Source organism: Georgenia halophila, assembly GCF_039541595.1.
Genome location: NZ_BAABGN010000006.1, coordinates 32271 through 47998 on the forward strand (window position 1 = coordinate 32271; position 15728 = coordinate 47998).

Here is a 15728-nt window from a genome sequence, read left to right on the forward strand (position 1 = left end):
GGGTTGACCCCTCTCATCGCCACATGATGACGGTCTGCTTGGCCCTCGTGCCGTACGGCGTGCGGACCTTCGTCGATCCGAGGGAGTGGAACGACAGGCCGAACCGTCGGGTCTCCTCGTGCAGCGCGCTCAACGGTAGGTGCCAGGTCTCGGGCACCTGCGGGTCGCGATGCGGGTGCGGGTCGGCGTAGAAGGTGAAGTAGCCGCACGTGTGGTCGTTCAGTACCGCACGGAGCAGCAGGTAGATGCTCTCCCGACCGTTCTGGGGTACGTCGTGCAGCATCGAGCCGGCGAAGAACCACACCTCCTCGCCCTTGTCGAGCAGGTCGAGGGCCAGGGTGATGACCCCGTGCCGGTCGTTGGTGTTGAGGTAGTCGTACTCGATCCTGCTGCGCAGCCCAGGACGGGTCTGCAGTGCTGTTCTCGCGATCCGCAGCCCCTCGTGGCTGTAGTCGTAGGCCCGAACGGGGTGGCCGGCGGCGGCGATGCGCTCGGTCAGCCGGCCGTCGCCGCAGCCCAGCTCGGTCACGGGCGCGCCGGCGGGGACCCGCTCGAGGAACCGGTCGACGTCGGCGGCGTCCGCCTCGGACGGCACGGACGGGTCACGGACGTCGATCTCCTCGTAGTGCTTTTCCCACCACACCCGCTGCCGGTTGTAGACACCGAGATGGGTCTCGAAGAGGCGCAGGGTGCTCTGCGGGGTGACGAACTTGAACGACGGGTCGGGAACCAGCCAGCTTGGCCCGTAGGCGAACTCGAGCCACGCTTCCGGCTCGGCCGGGGCGGGCAACGTGCGGCCGCCGATCTCGATGGTCGAGGTCGGGACCAAGGTCTCCTTGGCGAGCTCGCCGCGCAGCGCGAACGGCTGGTTGTAGAGGCCGTCGTCGGTGTGGAAGCCGGTGAAGATGTCGATGTAGTGGTCGGTACGTCCGTCGTCGGTGAAGTAGGTGACCTGCAGGTGGGCGAGCGAGTGCCGGACGACGACGTGCCCGAGCGCCGTCAGCCGCCGTTCCATCTCGTAGCTGGCGAGGGAGACGTCCGCCATGGATGTCTCCTCGCACAGCCACGCGAAGTCGATGTCGTCGTCGTGCGGCATGAGCTCGCCGGTGCGCAGCGCGCCGAGCAGGGTGCCGCCGACGGCGTAGACGGGATACCCCCACTCCTGCAGCTGTGCGGCCAGCGCGGCACCGTTGTCCAGCAGCCGCTCCTGCACGCCGCCGCTGTCGTCGCTGTCGAGCGTGTGACCCAGGCGGTCCCATTTGTTCACAGAGAGCCAGCGCCCGCGGGCGTCCGTCACGCTGACACGTCCGTGCCCTCCGAACTTCACCTCTCCCGAGGCGATCTCCTCGCCGGTCGAGGAGGACGTCACGCTCAGGTGCGTGCGTCCCCGCAGGTAGGGGCGAAGCGCGCGCGGCCAGGCCACACCGATCCCCGGACCGGCGGCCCACCGCACCGGCGTCGACCAGACCCGATGCCCGTCGAAGTTCACGTCGAGCGTGCCGGAAGGGACCTCCGTGCCCGGCAGCTGGACCAGCAGCAGCCGCTTCGTGGCGAACAGTGTTGGCACCAACACTCCTTCGACGGGCTCGGACAGGTCACGGATCGGTCACGGTCGGCGGATCCTGCGAGTCTAACCAGGCCGTCTGGGGGTGCGACCGGAGCCGAGATGGTGCCGCGCGGCATCAGACGCGCCGGAGCGCCGGGTCAGGATCGGTCTGGTTCACTGGTTCGACGCCGGAACCTCGGGCGCCACAAGCATCGGAACGGGAGCCAGGAGCCGTGACCATCGTGCAGAACGTCGTCCTGCCGCACGACGACGTTCGTCTGCCGCTGTACGTCGAGTCACCCGCCCGGACAGGTGCGACACCGAGCTGCGTTCCTGGCATCGACGTCCGCTCGCGGCACGCCGCAACGCTGCAGGGCGGCCACCGCTTCTCGTTCGCCACCTACTTCAACGGCTTTCCGGCGACCTTCTGGTGTCGGCTCACTGCCGTGAGGGACGTCACGCTCCGGCTTCGGCTCACCGGCAGCGGCCGAGTGACGGTGTACCGGTCGGACGCCACCGGTGCCGCCACCCTCGTCGCCGAGCGCATGTTCGGTGCCACCGGAGCTCTCGCCGGACAGGATGTCTCCTCCGAAGCCGTCGCCGAAACCGCGGTCGACATCGCCGTGGCTCTCAGCCTGGACGGCTTCGAGGACGGCGGCTGGTACTGGTTCGACCTCGAGGCGACCAACGACGTCGAGCTGGTGCACGGGAGCTGGGACGTGACCGAGGACCAGGCACCGGGGCGCCCGGAGGCAGCTGATGCTCGGACCACCATCGGTATCACCACGCTGGACAAGCCGGACTACTGCGTACGAACGCTGCGTGCCCTGGCCCACAGCCCCGAGGCCATCTCCGTCATCGACCAGATCGTCGTGGTCGACCAGGGCACGGCGAAGGTCGATGCCGAGCAAGGGTTCGGGGAGGTTGCGGCTGCGCTCGGGGGGAAGCTCGTCGTCGTCGACCAGCCCAACCTGGGTGGCTCCGGGGGTTTCTCCCGCGCCATGCTGGAGGCACTCGAAGGCGGATCCGCGTCGGTCCTGATCATGGACGATGACGTGGAGATCGAGCCGGAGTCGGTGCTGCGCGCCGTGCGGTTCGCCGCCGCCTGTCGCCAGCCGACCATCGTGGGCGGCCACATGTTCGACCTCCAGCACCCGACTGTGCTGCACTCGTGGTCGGAAACCGTCGAGCAGTCCAACTTCATGTGGGGGGCCGCGGCGAAGGCCGCCGAGCGCCACGACCTGGCGGACAGCGGGCTGCGAGACGCCGAGTGGATGCACCGCGTCGGCCGCGCGGACTACAACGGCTGGTGGATGTGCCTCATCCCCGCCGAGGTGCTGAGGCGTATCGGCCTCGCCGCCCCCTTCTTCATCAAGTGGGACGACGCCGAGTACGGGCTGCGGGCCGCCGAGCGGGGTATCCCGACCGTCTCGCTGCCGGGCGTCGCGCTGTGGCACATCAGCTGGCTCGACAAGGACGACACTATCGACTGGCAGGCCTACTTCCACGAGCGAAACCGACTGGTCGCTGCGCTGCTGCACGCCGAACGGCCGCGCGGTGGGAAGCTGCTGCGGGACTATCGCCGCCTGCACCTCAAACAGCTGCTGTGCATGCAGTACTACGCGGTCGCGCTACGTCACCGTGCCCTGCGGGACGTACTGGCCGGACCGGCCGGTATGCATGCCTCCCTTGCGACCGCGCTGCCGGAGGCGCGTGCGTTGGCGGAGGTGTTCCCGGAGACCCGCAGCAGGCCCATCCCCCCGGGCCCTCCGGTGACGCGGGCCTCGTGTGAGCCCCGTCCCGGACCCAAGGGGCTCGCGCTCGCCCTCTTCACGCTACGGGCGACCATCCGGCACCTCGCCGTACCGGTCCGGGCCTCGCGGCCCCAGCGCGTGCTCGCCAAGGGCGAGGCGACGTGGTGGCACGTGCCCTTCTATGACTCGGTGCTCGTGGAGAAGGCCGACCACACCGGAGTGAACTGGTACCGCCGGGAGCCCAGGACCTTCAGCCACCTGTGGTTCGAGAGCCTCTGGCTGACCTGGGTGACTGCTCGTCGCTGGACGGAGCTGTCCGCAAGGTACCGGGCCGCCATGCCGGACCTGACCGACCCGCCCACATGGGCCCGGACGACCGGGCGTGCTGCCGACCCGCGGCGTGAACGCGACGAAGGGCCACGGCGCCACCCCGCGTAGGCCCTTGTAGACTCGGGCGGCCTCGGTGGCCCGCACCCGCGCCCACGTGGCGCACATCAGATCGACTGGTTGGGAGCACAGTGGGCGCAGTGAGCGCAGGGACGCCCCGTGAGGACGAGACCGGGGATCTGCGGGCCCTTGCCGAACGGCACGGTCTGCGGCAGATCGGGGTCCGCCCCGCCGTGCCTGCCTACTTGCAGCAGCTGTGGCGCTTCCGCCAGTTCACCGGCTACCTCGCGGCATCGAGGGCGTACTCGCAGAACCAGAACTCCTACCTGGGACAGCTCTGGGCGATCCTCACGCCGATCCTCAACGCCACGGTCTACGTGATCATCTTCGGCTTCATGCTGCGCACGGATCGCGGCGTGGAGAACGTCATCGCCTTCATCGTCATCGGTGTCTTCCTCTTCAGGTTCTTCGAGCGGTCGGTCGTCGCAGGCGGCAAGTCGATCTCGGAGAAGCTCCAGCTGGTCCGGTCGCTGCACTTTCCGCGCGCCGTGCTGCCACTGGCCGCGGTGCTGACCGAGCTGACCACGCTGCTCCCGGCGCTCGGGGTCATGTGCGTCATCACGCTGCTCTCCGGACTGTTCCCCGACTACTCCGTCGTTCCGGTCACCTGGGAGTGGCTGCTGCTGCCCGTGGTCGTGATCCTCTTCGGGATGTTCAACATCGGCTGCGCCATGATCGCCGCCCGCATCGTCGCGGCCGCCCCGGACATCCTCAACGTCATCCAGTTCGTCATGCGGTTCGTCATGTACGGCTCGGGCGTGCTGTTCAGCATCGAGCACTACCTGCGCGCTTGGCCGACGATCGCTGCCGTCATGGAGTACCAGCCGGTCGCGCTCGCCCTGGACCTGGGCCGGCAGGCGTTGACGCAGGAGGCATCGATCCCGCTGGACCCGGGAAAGTGGCTGTGGATGCTGGGATGGGGCGCACTGTTCCTGGCCGGCGGGTTCATCTACTTCTGGCAGGGCGAGGAGACCTATGGCCGCGACTGACGACGACGACCTCGATTTCGAGTTCGATCGAGAGGACATGCCGGACCGGCACGGCCCGGCCGACCTCGGACCACCGTCACTCATCGTCGACGACCTGCACGTCTCCTACCGGGTGTTCGGGGCGAAGCGGGGCGGCGCCGTCACCGGCGGCAAGCCTTCCCTGTTCAATCGCCTCCGGTGGCGTCTCCAGGGCAACGTCGGCGCGACGTCGGAGGTCAAGGCGGTCCGTGGCGTCACCTTCGTCGCCCACCACGGTGAGGCGATCGGGATCGTGGGCACGAACGGCTCCGGCAAGTCGAGCCTGCTGCGGGCTGCGGCCGGCCTCATCCCACCGAACAAGGGCGCCGTCTACGTCGACAACGAGCCCTCGCTGCTCGGTGTCAACGCGGTGCTCATGCGTCAGCTGACGGGCGAGCGCAACATCATGATCGGCGGCCTCGCGCTCGGGCTGAGCGTGAAGGAGGTCCGCGAACGCTTCGATGAGATCGTTGACTTCGCCGACATCGGCGACTTCGTCTATCTGCCCATGAAGACATACTCCTCGGGGATGGCTGCCCGCCTGCGGTTCGCGATCTCCTCGGTCGCCACGCCCGACATCCTCATGATCGACGAGGCGTTGGCCACCGGCGACGCCGACTTCAAGCAGCGGAGCAAGGCCCGGATCGAGGAGATCCGGGAGCACGCCGGGACCATTTTCCTCGTCAGCCACTCGCTGGAGACGGTCAGGAGGATGTGCACGCGTGTGCTGTGGCTCGACAAGGGCAAGCTGGTCGCCGACGGCGAACCCGAAGAGGTCACCGAGGCGTACCGCCAGCACGTGCGTGCCGAACGAGAGAAGCGGCAGAAGAAGGGCCGGCCCGAGGGTTGAGCGCCCAGCCTGGCCGTGGCTCGGTGCGCCTGGCCGGCACCCCGCTCCGCATTATTGGCTCGACATGTCCCGCCGTCCCGAGTGTCCGACGGTGCGGGATCGGCCTACCGTGGGCCTCCCGGACGGGCCCGTCCGCACCCGTGTCGACGCAGGAGGGACATCGATGGTCAGCAACGACCAGCCACGCGTTCTGCTGGTCGGCGCCTACGAGCGCGACAACTTCGGTGACCTGCTGTTCCTGCTCCAGAGCGAGGAGTACCTCCGCAACGCCGAGGTGACCGCGGCGGCGCCGTTCCCGGGCGACATGACCGAGCTCCTGGACCGAAGGATCCCGGCGTACGGGCCGCTGCTCGAGGAGCAGGAGTACGACTGCCTCTGGACGGTGGGCGGTGAGGTGGGAGCGACGAGCTTTCTGGGTGCCTATCGGATGTCCATGCCGCCCGGCGTCGTCCGCGCCTACGAGGCGGCCTCGCCCCAGGTCCGGGAGGAGATGATCCGGCGCACCTGCGGCAATACCCCGATCGAGAACCCGTACATACCGCGGCCAACCGCGTACCCCCGCAACGCCTCCGCCGCCATGGTGCTCAACTCCGTCGGCTTCGCCGGCATCACCGGGCTACCGACCGACCAGCAGGAGGCGCGGCTGGCAACCATCCGGGAGGCCGACCGCATCGCCGTGCGTGACCAGCTGTCCGCCGATCTGCTCACGGCCCACGGCGTGAGCCACACCCTCGCCCCGGACCTCGTCCACTCGATGGCGTTGACCCGGCCGCGCGAGCGCCCCGCCGAACCGGACGTGGCCCTGGTCCAGGTCTCCGACGCTCACCTGCGGCAGACGGGCCACGAGGCCTTTGCCGAGGCGCTCGCGCGCAGCGCCCACCTGGCCCCGTTCCGGATCCGGCTGTTCCTGGCCGGCACCGCTCGCGGCCACGACTCGGTCGAGTCCTACGAACGCATCATCGCGCACGTCCACCGCATCTCTCCCGGGCGCGACATCGACATCTCGACGGCGCGGCGCCCGCTCGACCTCGCCGACGAGATCGCGCGCGCCGCACTGTGGATCGGCCTGTCGCTGCACGGCAGGATCGTCGCCGCCGCCTACGGCGTGCCGCGGATGAGTCTGGCGAAGCGCAAGCTCGACGCGTACGCGCAGACGTGGGACCCGGAGATGCCGTACGGCGTCACCACCGAGGGCCTCGACGACGCCGTGGCCGAGGCGCTCTCGCCCGCCGTAGCGGCACGGGCCGGCACGGTCGGTGCGGATCTGGCGCGAATGGCCGATCGAAGCGTCCGTGCGACCGTCACGGAGACTCTTGGTGAGGACGCCGCGGCGCCGGCCGTGCGCGACGCTCGGGTGCGCCGGCGCGTCACATCCCTCGAGACCTGGCGTCAGTCACAGCGCTCCAGGCTGCAGTCCCAGGTTGCCGAGCGCGACCGGACGATCGAAGACCTGCGCCGCAGGCTGGCGCTCGCCGAGACCATCGCGTCGACCCGGTCGCCCGGCGCGACGGATCGGGTGCTCGACGGGATGCTGCGCAGGGCCCGCTCGGCCAAGGACCGGCTCCCCTCACGAAGAGCCTGAAGCGGGCGGCCGGGGTCGGTCAGGCCACCGCCTCGCGCAACGTCGGGAACTTCGCGATCACGCTGTGCGGGTCCCCGGCCGCTGGTTGCTTGGCGCGACGAGCGACCGCCCGCTGCTTCTCCTTGTCGTTCCGGCCGAGCCTGGTGTCCTGCAAGTCGTGCACGAGCCGGAGAAACGAGAGCTTCCGGGAGTCGACGACGACCGGGCAGACGGTGTCGGTCTTGTTGTGCGCCACGTTCTGCGGGCGTCCCCACAGCCGTCCGAGGTGGTCGAACCTGGCGATGGAGGCCAGGCCGCACGAGACCATCGGATAGTGCTGCAGACGAAGGTCACTCACCCGTCCCGCCGCGTACACGGCGGTCGCGCCGGATGCGAACGACACCGCCCTGCCGACGTCACCCTCGTTGAGGTAGCCGGCAAGGTCCGCGACGTAGTCCACGGACAGCAGGTCGTCGTCGTCCACCCGGAACCATGCGACCGGTCCAGGAGGCGCGCCGTCGGCACAGAGTCGCTCACGCACAAAACCCTGGTCGTCGATCTGGCCCGACGTCTCGTTGAGCAGCAGCACCGGGTACCGCTCCGCCAACGTGAACAGCTCCTCGCGCCACTTCTCAGGCATCTGCGGCGAGTGGTGGACGACGTGCCGGTACCCCACGGGGGGCGCGGCCTCCGCCATGTCCTGGTAGATCGGGGCGGCGAGCCGGGCAAAGATGTCGAAGCGGACACTCAGACGCTCGTCGGAGTACAGGTGCTCGACATACTCCGCTTCCGAGGAGAACAGGCTGCCGTTCGTCACCCGCCACGCCCCGCTGCCCGGCATGTACACGCTGAAGCGGGTGAACCCGAAGATTCGCGGCCGAACGCCCCGTCGTCCCGAGCCAGGTGCGGCGACCCTCGCCCGAGCCGCGAGATCGCTGATCTTGGCCACGCCCGGGCGTGCTGGCTTCCGCCTCCTCCGCGACATCCGCAGGCGACCTCCTTCGGCGGCTTCGTACGTGATGTGCCCGATAAACTAGGCGCCGCTCGCCCGCCCCGCAGCAGCGCTCGGCACGTCGGCCGGGAGCCGTCAGCGAAGGATGTCCGGCAGCGCGTTGTCGTAGGTCGACAGGGCCGCACCGATCGCCATGTGCATGTCGAGGTACTTGTAGGTGCCGAGCCGGCCCCCGAAGATGACGCCCTTCTCCGCGTTGCCCTGCGCGCGGTAGCGCAGCAGCGCCTGCCGGTCGGCCTCGGTGTTGATCGGGTAGTACGGTTCGTCGCCACGCTCGGCGAACCGTGAGTACTCCCGGACCACGACCGTGCGGTCGGTCGGGTAGTCGCGCTCCGGGTGGAAGTGTCGGAACTCGTGGATCCTGGTGTACGGCACGTCCTCGTCGCCGTAGTTCATCACCGGCGTGCCCTGGAAGTCGCCGACGTCGAGGACTTCCTGATCGAAGTCGAGCGTGCGCCAGCGCAGCTCGCCCTCGGCGTAGTCGAAGTACTTGTCCACCGGTCCGGTGTAGACGACGGGCACCTGTCCGACGACCGCTGCCTTGTTCACCGGCTGGCTGGTGTCGAAGAAGTCGGTGCTCAGCCGCACCTCGATGTTCGGGTGGTCGGCCATGCGCTCGTGCCAGGCCGTGTAGCCGTCGACGGGCAGGCCCTCGTAGGTGTCGCTGAAGTACCTGTTGTCATAGGTGTACCGGACGGGCAGCCGCGAGACGATCCCAGCGGGCAGGTCCTTGGGGTCGGTCTGCCACTGCTTGGCCGTGTAGCCCTTGATGAACGCCTCGTACAGGGGCCGCCCGATCAGCTGGATGCCCTTGTCGTTCAGGTTCTGCGGGTCCGTGCCGGCCAGCTCCCCGGCCTGCTCCTGGATGAGCGCACGGGCCTCGTCCGGGCTGTAGGCGGCCCGGAAGAACTGGTTGATCGTGCCGAGGTTGATCGGCATCGGGTACACCTCGCCGCGAACCGTGGTGTACACGCGGTGCTGGTAGTCCGTGAAGTCGGTGAACCGGTTCGCGTACTCCCACACCCGCTCGACGGAGGTGTGGAACAGGTGCGCCCCGTAGCGGTGGGTCTCGATCCCTGTGGTCGGCTCCTCCTCCGAGAACGCGTTGCCACCGATGTGGTCGCGACGGTCGATGACGAGGACCTTGAGACCCAGCTCTCGCGCGCACCGCTCGGCGATCGTGAGTCCGAAGAAGCCCGACCCCACGACGACCAGGTCACAGTTCACATTGCCGTCCACTGCAGTTCTCAGGAAGTTCACTTAGGCTGGATCGTTATGACCTTGTTATCGGGTATCGGTGCGCCGGCTCACCAGCATGCGGTAGAGCCGGTGACGCCGCATGTCCGGCAACGAGGGTCGTCCGCCGCCGCCGACGCTACCCCAGTCGTCGTGGCGGTCGTGGTGGCGCACGACCGCCACGAGCTGCTGGCGCACACCCTCGACGGGCTGCTGGGGCAGGACCGTCCGTGCGACCGCGTGGTCGTCGTGGACAACGCCTCGACCGACGACTCGGGCGTGGTGGCGGCGGACCACCCGCTGGCGCCCGATGTCCTCACGCTCACCCGCAACACCGGAGGGGCAGGGGGGTTCGCAGCCGGCATCGCGCACGCCGTCCAGGCCCACCATGCGGACCTGGTGTGGCTCATGGACGACGACACCGTCCCCACCGCGTCCGCGCTCGCCGAGCTGCTGCGGGCCCGAGACGCCTACACCGGCCGCCCCGCCCTCCTGGCCTCCCGCGCCGTATGGCACGACGGCCGCGACCACCCCATGAACACGCCGCGACGCCGGTTCGGCCTCGCCGGCCCACTCGTCTCCCGTGCCGCAGCCGCCGGCGCCGTGCCGGTCCGCTCGGCCTCTTTCGTCTCGGTGCTCCTCGATGCCGGCGTGGTGCGGCGCGTAGGCCTGCCCGAGGCCGCCTACTTCCTCTGGAACGACGACTTCGAGTACACCTCCCGGATCCTGCGGCGACGGGTCGGACTGTGGATCCCGGACTCCGTGGTGGAACACCGGACCCGCACGTTCGGGTCCACCGACGCCGACCCCGGCGACCGCTTCTTCTTCGAGGTCCGCAACAAGCTGTGGATGCTGCGCACCTCCCCTGCGCTGGGCCCGGTCGACCTCGCCTTGTACGGCGCCTCGACGCTGGTCCGCTGGGCGAGGACCGTGCTGCGGTCCACCGACCGGCGCACCCTCCTCGACGCCGGGCGCCGTGGTCTGGTGGCCGGACTGCGCACGACGCCGGAGACCACCTCGTCCGTTCTCGCCGGCCTCGGGCCGGTCAGCGACGAGGTACGAGCCGTGGCGAAGGGAGCCACCCGTGGCTAGTCACATCGCGCACGTCGAGGCCGCTGCCTCGTCGATGTCGCTGACGCCGTTCGTGACGCACGACACGCACGGCACGCTCGGCACGTCAGGTTCCGGCACACCGGAGAAGTTCTCGGTGCTGATGCCCGTCTACGCGGGTGACGACCCGGAGCACTTCCGACGGGCGGTGCGCTCGGCGACGCTCGAGCAGACGCTCCGGCCGGACCAGCTCGTCGTCGTGCGGGACGGGCCGGTACCGGCATCGCTCGCGCGCGTCATCGACGAGCTGGCCGCGGGAGGCGCCGGCTCCGCCGCGGGCCCCGTTCCTGCCACCGTGGTCCACCTGGCCAAGAACCGGGGCCTGTCGCACGCACTCGAGGCAGGGCTCCGGGCTTGCTGGCACGACATCGTTGCCCGCGCCGACGCCGACGACATCAACGTCCCCGAGCGGTTCTCGGTCCAGGTCCCGCTCGTCCGCGCGGGCGCGGACCTCGTGGGCTCGGCCATCACGGAGTTCGAGGAGGAGGGCGGGCCGCTGGGCCTGACCCGGCGGCTGCCCACCGAGCCCGAGGAGATCGCCGCCGTCGCACGGTTCCGCGACCCGTTCAACCACCCCTCGGTCGTCTACCGGCGCAGTGCGGTGGTACGCGCGGGTGGCTACCGGAACCTCGACCTCATGGAGGACTACTGGCTCTTCGTGCGCATGATCATCTCGGGAGCCAAGGTCGCCAACGTGCCGCACTCGCTGGTGCTCTACCGGGTGGGTGGCGGTGCGTACTCCCGTCGCGGCGGGCTGCGCCTGCTGCGCTCCGAGTGGCACCTGCAGCGATACCTGCACCGCGAGCGGTTCATCGGAGGGCGGCGCCTCGCCCGCAACCTTCTCGTTCGCGGGGTCTACCGCCTGGTCCCGGAGGCGGTGCGCAAGCCCGTCTACCGCTCCGTCATCAAGCACCGGGGCGAGGGGCCGCGCCGACCCGTCCACCGCACCCACCGTGGCAGCCACCACGGTCCCACCGCCGCGCCCACCGCGAGCGGGTGACGCTGACACCTACGCCTTCCACCCGAAACGTAGGATCGAGACATGCCCAGACATGCCCTGACGCTGCCGCGCTTCGCCCACGCGGCGAGCGGTCGGCTGCTCTCGGCACGGCACGCCCGGTCGCTGCGGCACCATGAGCTTCGCCGTCGGCTGCTGACCTCGGCGGTGGGCATCGTGGTGTTCCTGGTGAGCTCGGTGGGGTTCGCCTACTCGAACCTCCAGGGCAACGTCGGGCGGCACGACATCGACGAGCTCGTGGGAACGGAGCGGCCCACCCGTCCCGACGAGGGCGAGGAGACGCCCGAGGATCCCCAGGCCGGGCAGGCGCTGAACATCCTGGTCATCGGCAGCGACGTACGGACCGAAGAAGACGCGGCCGAGCAGGGCGTCACCGGCATGCGCGGTGACGCGACGATGATCGCGCACGTCAGCGCGGACCGTTCACGTGTGGAGGTCGTCTCCATCCCACGTGACACCCTGGTGGACATCCCCTCGTGCACGCTCCCGGACGGCACCGAGACCGGGAAGCGCTTCGACCAGCGGTTCAACTCGGCGTTCGCGATCGGCGGGAGCACGGGCGACGTCGCCCACGCCGCGGCGTGCACGCTCAAGACCGTCGAGTCGCTGACCGGCGTGTACATCGACGATTTCGTCGTCGTGGATTTCGCAGGCTTCGAGGCCATGGTCGACGCCCTGGGCGGTGTGCCGATGTACATCCCCGAGCCGGTCGACGACGAACGCGCGCACGTCGTGCTCGAGCAGGGCTGCCAGGTGCTCGACGGGGATGAGGCCCTGGGTTACGCCCGTGCTCGCTACTCGTTCAAGGATGGCTCCGACATCTCCCGGATCGGTCGGCAGCAGGAGCTCGTCGCCGCCATCGTCCGAGAGGCCCTGAGCAAGAACCTGCTGACCGAGATGCCGGCGCTCTACCGGTTCCTGGACGCCAGCACCAAGACCCTCACCACGGGCGACTGGATCGGGCAGCTGCCCAACATGGCGGGACTGGCGAACTCCCTGCGTGGCATCGACCCGGAGGGCATCCGCTTCGCCACGATGCCGTTCGAGTGGGCTGGTCCGGCGGTGGTGCCCACCGCCGAGGCGGAGACCGTCTGGGAGAACCTGCGCAACGACCGCCCGATCGACGCCGACATCACGGGGACCGGCGAGGAGCCGACCGAGGAAGCGACCACCGAGGAACCCACGACGGAGGAGCCGACAACGGAGGAGCCGACGACCCAGCAGCCGACCGAGACGCCGTCGGCCGAGGAGACCACACCGGTGTGCACCGGGTGAATCCAGGCACGCCCGCCCGGGCTCCCGGCGCAGCGGCGAGACAGGGTTAGGCTGCCGGTGCCGCGGAACAGGCATACCGACGGCCACGGCAACGGCGAGTCGGACGGGAGGGCTCGATGAGCGGCGACGATCGGCTCCCACCCAGCTTCCGACCCGCGTCCGGCGGCAAGCGTCCGGACGCGCGCACCGCGCGTCCGGTCGGCGGCCGGCCGGCCGAAGAGTCCGGCACGAGACCGATCGGGCCCACGCCCGAGCAGAGACCGAGTCACGGCGGCGCCGACCGAGCCGGTCGATCCCCTCGGCCGCGTCGCCGACCGCGCGCAGAATCGCTTCCCGCACGGGAAGCCCCTCAGCGGCGCCCCGCGCAGGCCGGTGACCGCGAGGCAGCCGGCGCGCGACAGGCCGCCCCACCCGCATACGCCCCCGCCGGCGGTGGGAAGGCCAGGCGGCCCGCGAGCCCTCCCCCGCCGACGGCGCCGTCGCGACCGGCCCCGACGAGGCCCCGCCGCCGCGGCCGTCGCGCACTTCTCGTCCTCCTGGTCCTCCTCGTCCTCCTGATCGCATGGCCGGTGGGATTGCTCATCTACGCGAACGGCAAGATCGAGCACACCGACGCGCTGACCGGCGCGGAGGGAACGCCTGGCACCACCTACCTCCTGGCGGGTTCGGACTCCCGCGCAGACGGTGCCGTCGAAGACGACACCGCCGGTCAGCGTGCGGACACCATCATGGTCATGCAGGTGGCCGGCGGGACGACGGCGTTGATCTCCCTCCCGCGAGACACCTACGTGGAGGTTCCCGGCGTCGGGCCGAGCAAGCTCAACGCCGCCTACTCGGTCGGCGGCCCGCCGCTGCTCACCCAGACGGTCGAGCAGCTGACCGGACTGACCGTCGACCACTACGTCGAGATCGGCATGGGCGGGGTGCAGGGCGTCGTGGACGCCGTGGGAGGCGTAGAGCTGTGCCTTGACTACGACGTCGACGACGAGCTCTCCGGGCTGCAGTGGACGTCGGGCTGCCACCACGTGGACGGGCCGACCGCGCTGGCGTTTGCCCGCATGCGCTACGCCGATCCGCGCGGTGATATCGGGCGGGCCGAGCGTCAGCGCCAAGTGGTCGGAGCGGTCATGGACGAGGTGACCCGACCGGCGAACATGCTCAACCCGTTCGTCCAGGTGGAGGTGGTCGATGCCGCGACCAGCGCAGTCACCAGCGACCGCGACAGCGGCATCATCGACCTGGGCCGGATGGCGCTGGCGTTCCGAGAGGCTACCGGTGAGGGCGGCGTCATGGGCGCTCCACCGATCGCCGACTACGACTACCGGCCGCCCGGCGTCGGCTCGACGGTGCTCCTCGACGAGGAGCAGGCGCCGGTGTTCTTCGAGCGGCTGCGCGACGGCGAGCTGACGCCTGCCGACGTCGAGACCCCCGAGGGCTGAGGGACCGGCTCCCCGAGCGGCTCCCTCAGGGGCGTCCGAGGGCGCGGTAGGTCCAACCAGCGTCTCGCCAGGTCACCGGGTCGAGGACGTTGCGGCCGTCGATGATTCGGCGGGTCTTGACGATCTGACCGAAGGTGGCGGGGTCGAGCTCGCGGAAGACCTGCCACTCGGTCAGCAGCAGCACCAGCTCCGCGCCCTCGGCCGCCTCCTCGGGCGTCTCGGCGAAGTTCAGGGTCGGCCAGGCCTTCGCCGCGTTGCCGTTGGCCTGCGGGTCGGTGATCACGACGTCCGCGCCCTGGAGCTGCAGCTGCGCCGCCACGTTCAGCGCCGGAGAGTCGCGGACGTCGTCCGAGTTCGGTTTGAACGCCGCGCCGAGCACGGCGATACGGTGCCCGACCACCGAGCCGCCGCACTCCTCCCGCGCCAGATCCACCATCCGGACCCTGCGGCGCATGTTGATCGAATCGACCTCCGCCAAGAAGCTCAAAGCCTGATCTGCCCCGAGCTCGCCGGCGCGTGACATGAAGGCCCGGATGTCCTTCGGCAGGCAGCCGCCACCGAAGCCGAGTCCGGCGTTGAGGAACTTCCGTCCGATCCGGACGTCCATCCCGATCGCGTCGGCGAGCGCGGTCACGTCCGCCCCCGTGGCCTCGCACACCTCGGACATCGCGTTGATGAAGGAGATCTTCGTCGCGAGGAACGAGTTCGCCGCCACCTTCACCAGCTCCGCCGTCGCATGGTCCGTGACCAGCTTGGTCACGCCTTCCGCAAGCGGGGTGGCGTACACCTCGTCCAGAAGCGCCTCGGCACGCCGGGGGTCGCCGCCCACGCCGTTGCTGACCCCGCCCTCATCGGGCAGCCCGTAGACGATCCGGTCGGGGTGGAGCGTGTCCCGCACCGCGAGCCCCTCGCGCAGGAACTCCGGGTTCCACGCCAACGCAGCGTCGGGCTGGGCCTCGGTGACCAGCTCCGCCAAGCGGTGCGCCGTACCGACCGGGACCGTGGACTTCCCCGCCACCAGGCTCCCGGGGGCCAGGTGCGGCACCAGTGCCTCCACCGCCGCATCGACGTAGGTCATGTCCGCCGCATAGGAGTTCTTCCGCTGGGGAGTGCCCACGCACACGAAATGCACCATCGCGCCCGCGGCGTCGGCGATGTCCGTGGTGAACGACAGACGGCCCGAGGCCACCTGCTCCCGAAGGAGCTCCGGCAGATCCGGTTCGAAGAACGGCGCATCGCCCTGCGCGAGCGCCTCGACCTTCGTGGCGTCGGTGTCGACGCCCACCACCTCGTGCCCGAGCTTCGCCATCGACGCCGCATGCACCGCACCGAGGTAGCCACAACCGATGACCGAGATCCGCACATCCACTCCCTAGCGTGGGCTCCAACCGCTCGCACTTCCGTCGAGCATCGTATCCGGGACGTAGCGCCTCGCCCGCATCGACCGCCGCACCCGCCTGGTGAAGTCGGGCG

General features: G+C 69.9%; 12 protein-coding genes. 8 read left to right on the forward strand and 4 right to left on the reverse strand.

The features are described 5' to 3' along the window. Positions 1–13: 13 nt before the first annotated feature. Entirely contained in the window at positions 14–1567 is a 1554-nt protein-coding gene (locus ABD907_RS07355) for a hypothetical protein (RefSeq protein ID WP_345215596.1), read from the reverse strand. Between the two features lie 212 nt (positions 1568–1779). Between ABD907_RS07355 and ABD907_RS07360 the strand changes: the two genes are divergently transcribed. The 4 genes from ABD907_RS07360 to ABD907_RS07375 all read left to right on the forward strand — a co-directional run bounded on the left by ABD907_RS07360 (position 1780) and on the right by ABD907_RS07375 (position 7186). Beyond that, complete coding sequence (locus ABD907_RS07360) at positions 1780–3738, forward strand: glycosyltransferase (protein WP_345215597.1); 1959 nt, start codon at positions 1780–1782, stop codon at positions 3736–3738. Positions 3739–3827: 89 nt separating this feature from the next. Then, positions 3828–4736: an ABC transporter permease gene (locus tag ABD907_RS07365; protein ID WP_345215598.1), complete on the forward strand. Its 909-nt coding sequence runs from the start codon at positions 3828–3830 to the stop codon at positions 4734–4736. Further along, positions 4723–5604, forward strand: a complete 882-nt coding sequence (locus tag ABD907_RS07370; protein ID WP_345215599.1) for an ABC transporter ATP-binding protein — start codon at positions 4723–4725, stop codon at positions 5602–5604. Before ABD907_RS07365 ends, ABD907_RS07370 begins: the two co-directional genes overlap by 14 nt. Positions 5605–5767: 163 nt before the next feature. Further along, a complete protein-coding gene (locus ABD907_RS07375) occupies positions 5768–7186 on the forward strand; it encodes a polysaccharide pyruvyl transferase family protein (RefSeq protein WP_345215600.1) in 1419 nt (472 codons plus the stop codon). Between the two features lie 19 nt (positions 7187–7205). Here ABD907_RS07375 and ABD907_RS07380 read toward each other — a convergent pair whose 3' ends face one another. Together ABD907_RS07380 and glf are read right to left on the reverse strand one after the other, a co-directional pair. Continuing rightward, the gene (locus tag ABD907_RS07380) at positions 7206–8150 is read right to left on the reverse strand and encodes a glycosyltransferase (protein ID WP_345215601.1); all 945 of its coding nucleotides are present in this window, start codon (positions 8148–8150) and stop codon (positions 7206–7208) included. A gap of 102 nt (positions 8151–8252) precedes the next feature. Continuing rightward, entirely contained in the window at positions 8253–9404 is a 1152-nt protein-coding gene (glf, locus tag ABD907_RS07385) for a UDP-galactopyranose mutase (RefSeq protein WP_345215602.1), read from the reverse strand. A gap of 162 nt (positions 9405–9566) precedes the next feature. Here glf and ABD907_RS07390 point away from each other — a divergent pair, with 162 nt between their 5' ends. From ABD907_RS07390 to ABD907_RS07405, 4 genes are all read left to right on the forward strand, one after another. Next, the gene (locus ABD907_RS07390) at positions 9567–10505 is read left to right on the forward strand and encodes a glycosyltransferase (RefSeq protein WP_345215603.1); all 939 of its coding nucleotides are present in this window, start codon (positions 9567–9569) and stop codon (positions 10503–10505) included. Continuing rightward, on the forward strand, positions 10498–11523 hold the full coding sequence (locus ABD907_RS07395) for a glycosyltransferase (protein ID WP_345215604.1): 1026 nt from the start codon (positions 10498–10500) through the stop codon (positions 11521–11523). Before ABD907_RS07390 ends, ABD907_RS07395 begins: the two co-directional genes overlap by 8 nt. A gap of 42 nt (positions 11524–11565) precedes the next feature. Then, positions 11566–12816 (forward strand): LCP family protein, encoded by a 1251-nt coding sequence (locus tag ABD907_RS07400; RefSeq protein ID WP_345215605.1) that lies wholly within the window; start codon positions 11566–11568, stop codon positions 12814–12816. A gap of 569 nt (positions 12817–13385) precedes the next feature. After that, complete coding sequence (locus tag ABD907_RS07405) at positions 13386–14255, forward strand: LCP family protein (protein ID WP_345215606.1); 870 nt, start codon at positions 13386–13388, stop codon at positions 14253–14255. 25 nt (positions 14256–14280) lie between these two features. Here ABD907_RS07405 and ABD907_RS07410 read toward each other — a convergent pair whose 3' ends face one another. Continuing rightward, positions 14281–15618 carry a UDP-glucose dehydrogenase family protein gene (locus tag ABD907_RS07410; RefSeq protein WP_345215607.1) on the reverse strand — a complete coding sequence of 446 codons (1338 nt, stop codon included), beginning with the start codon at positions 15616–15618 and terminating at the stop codon, positions 14281–14283. Positions 15619–15728: the final 110 nt, after the last annotated feature.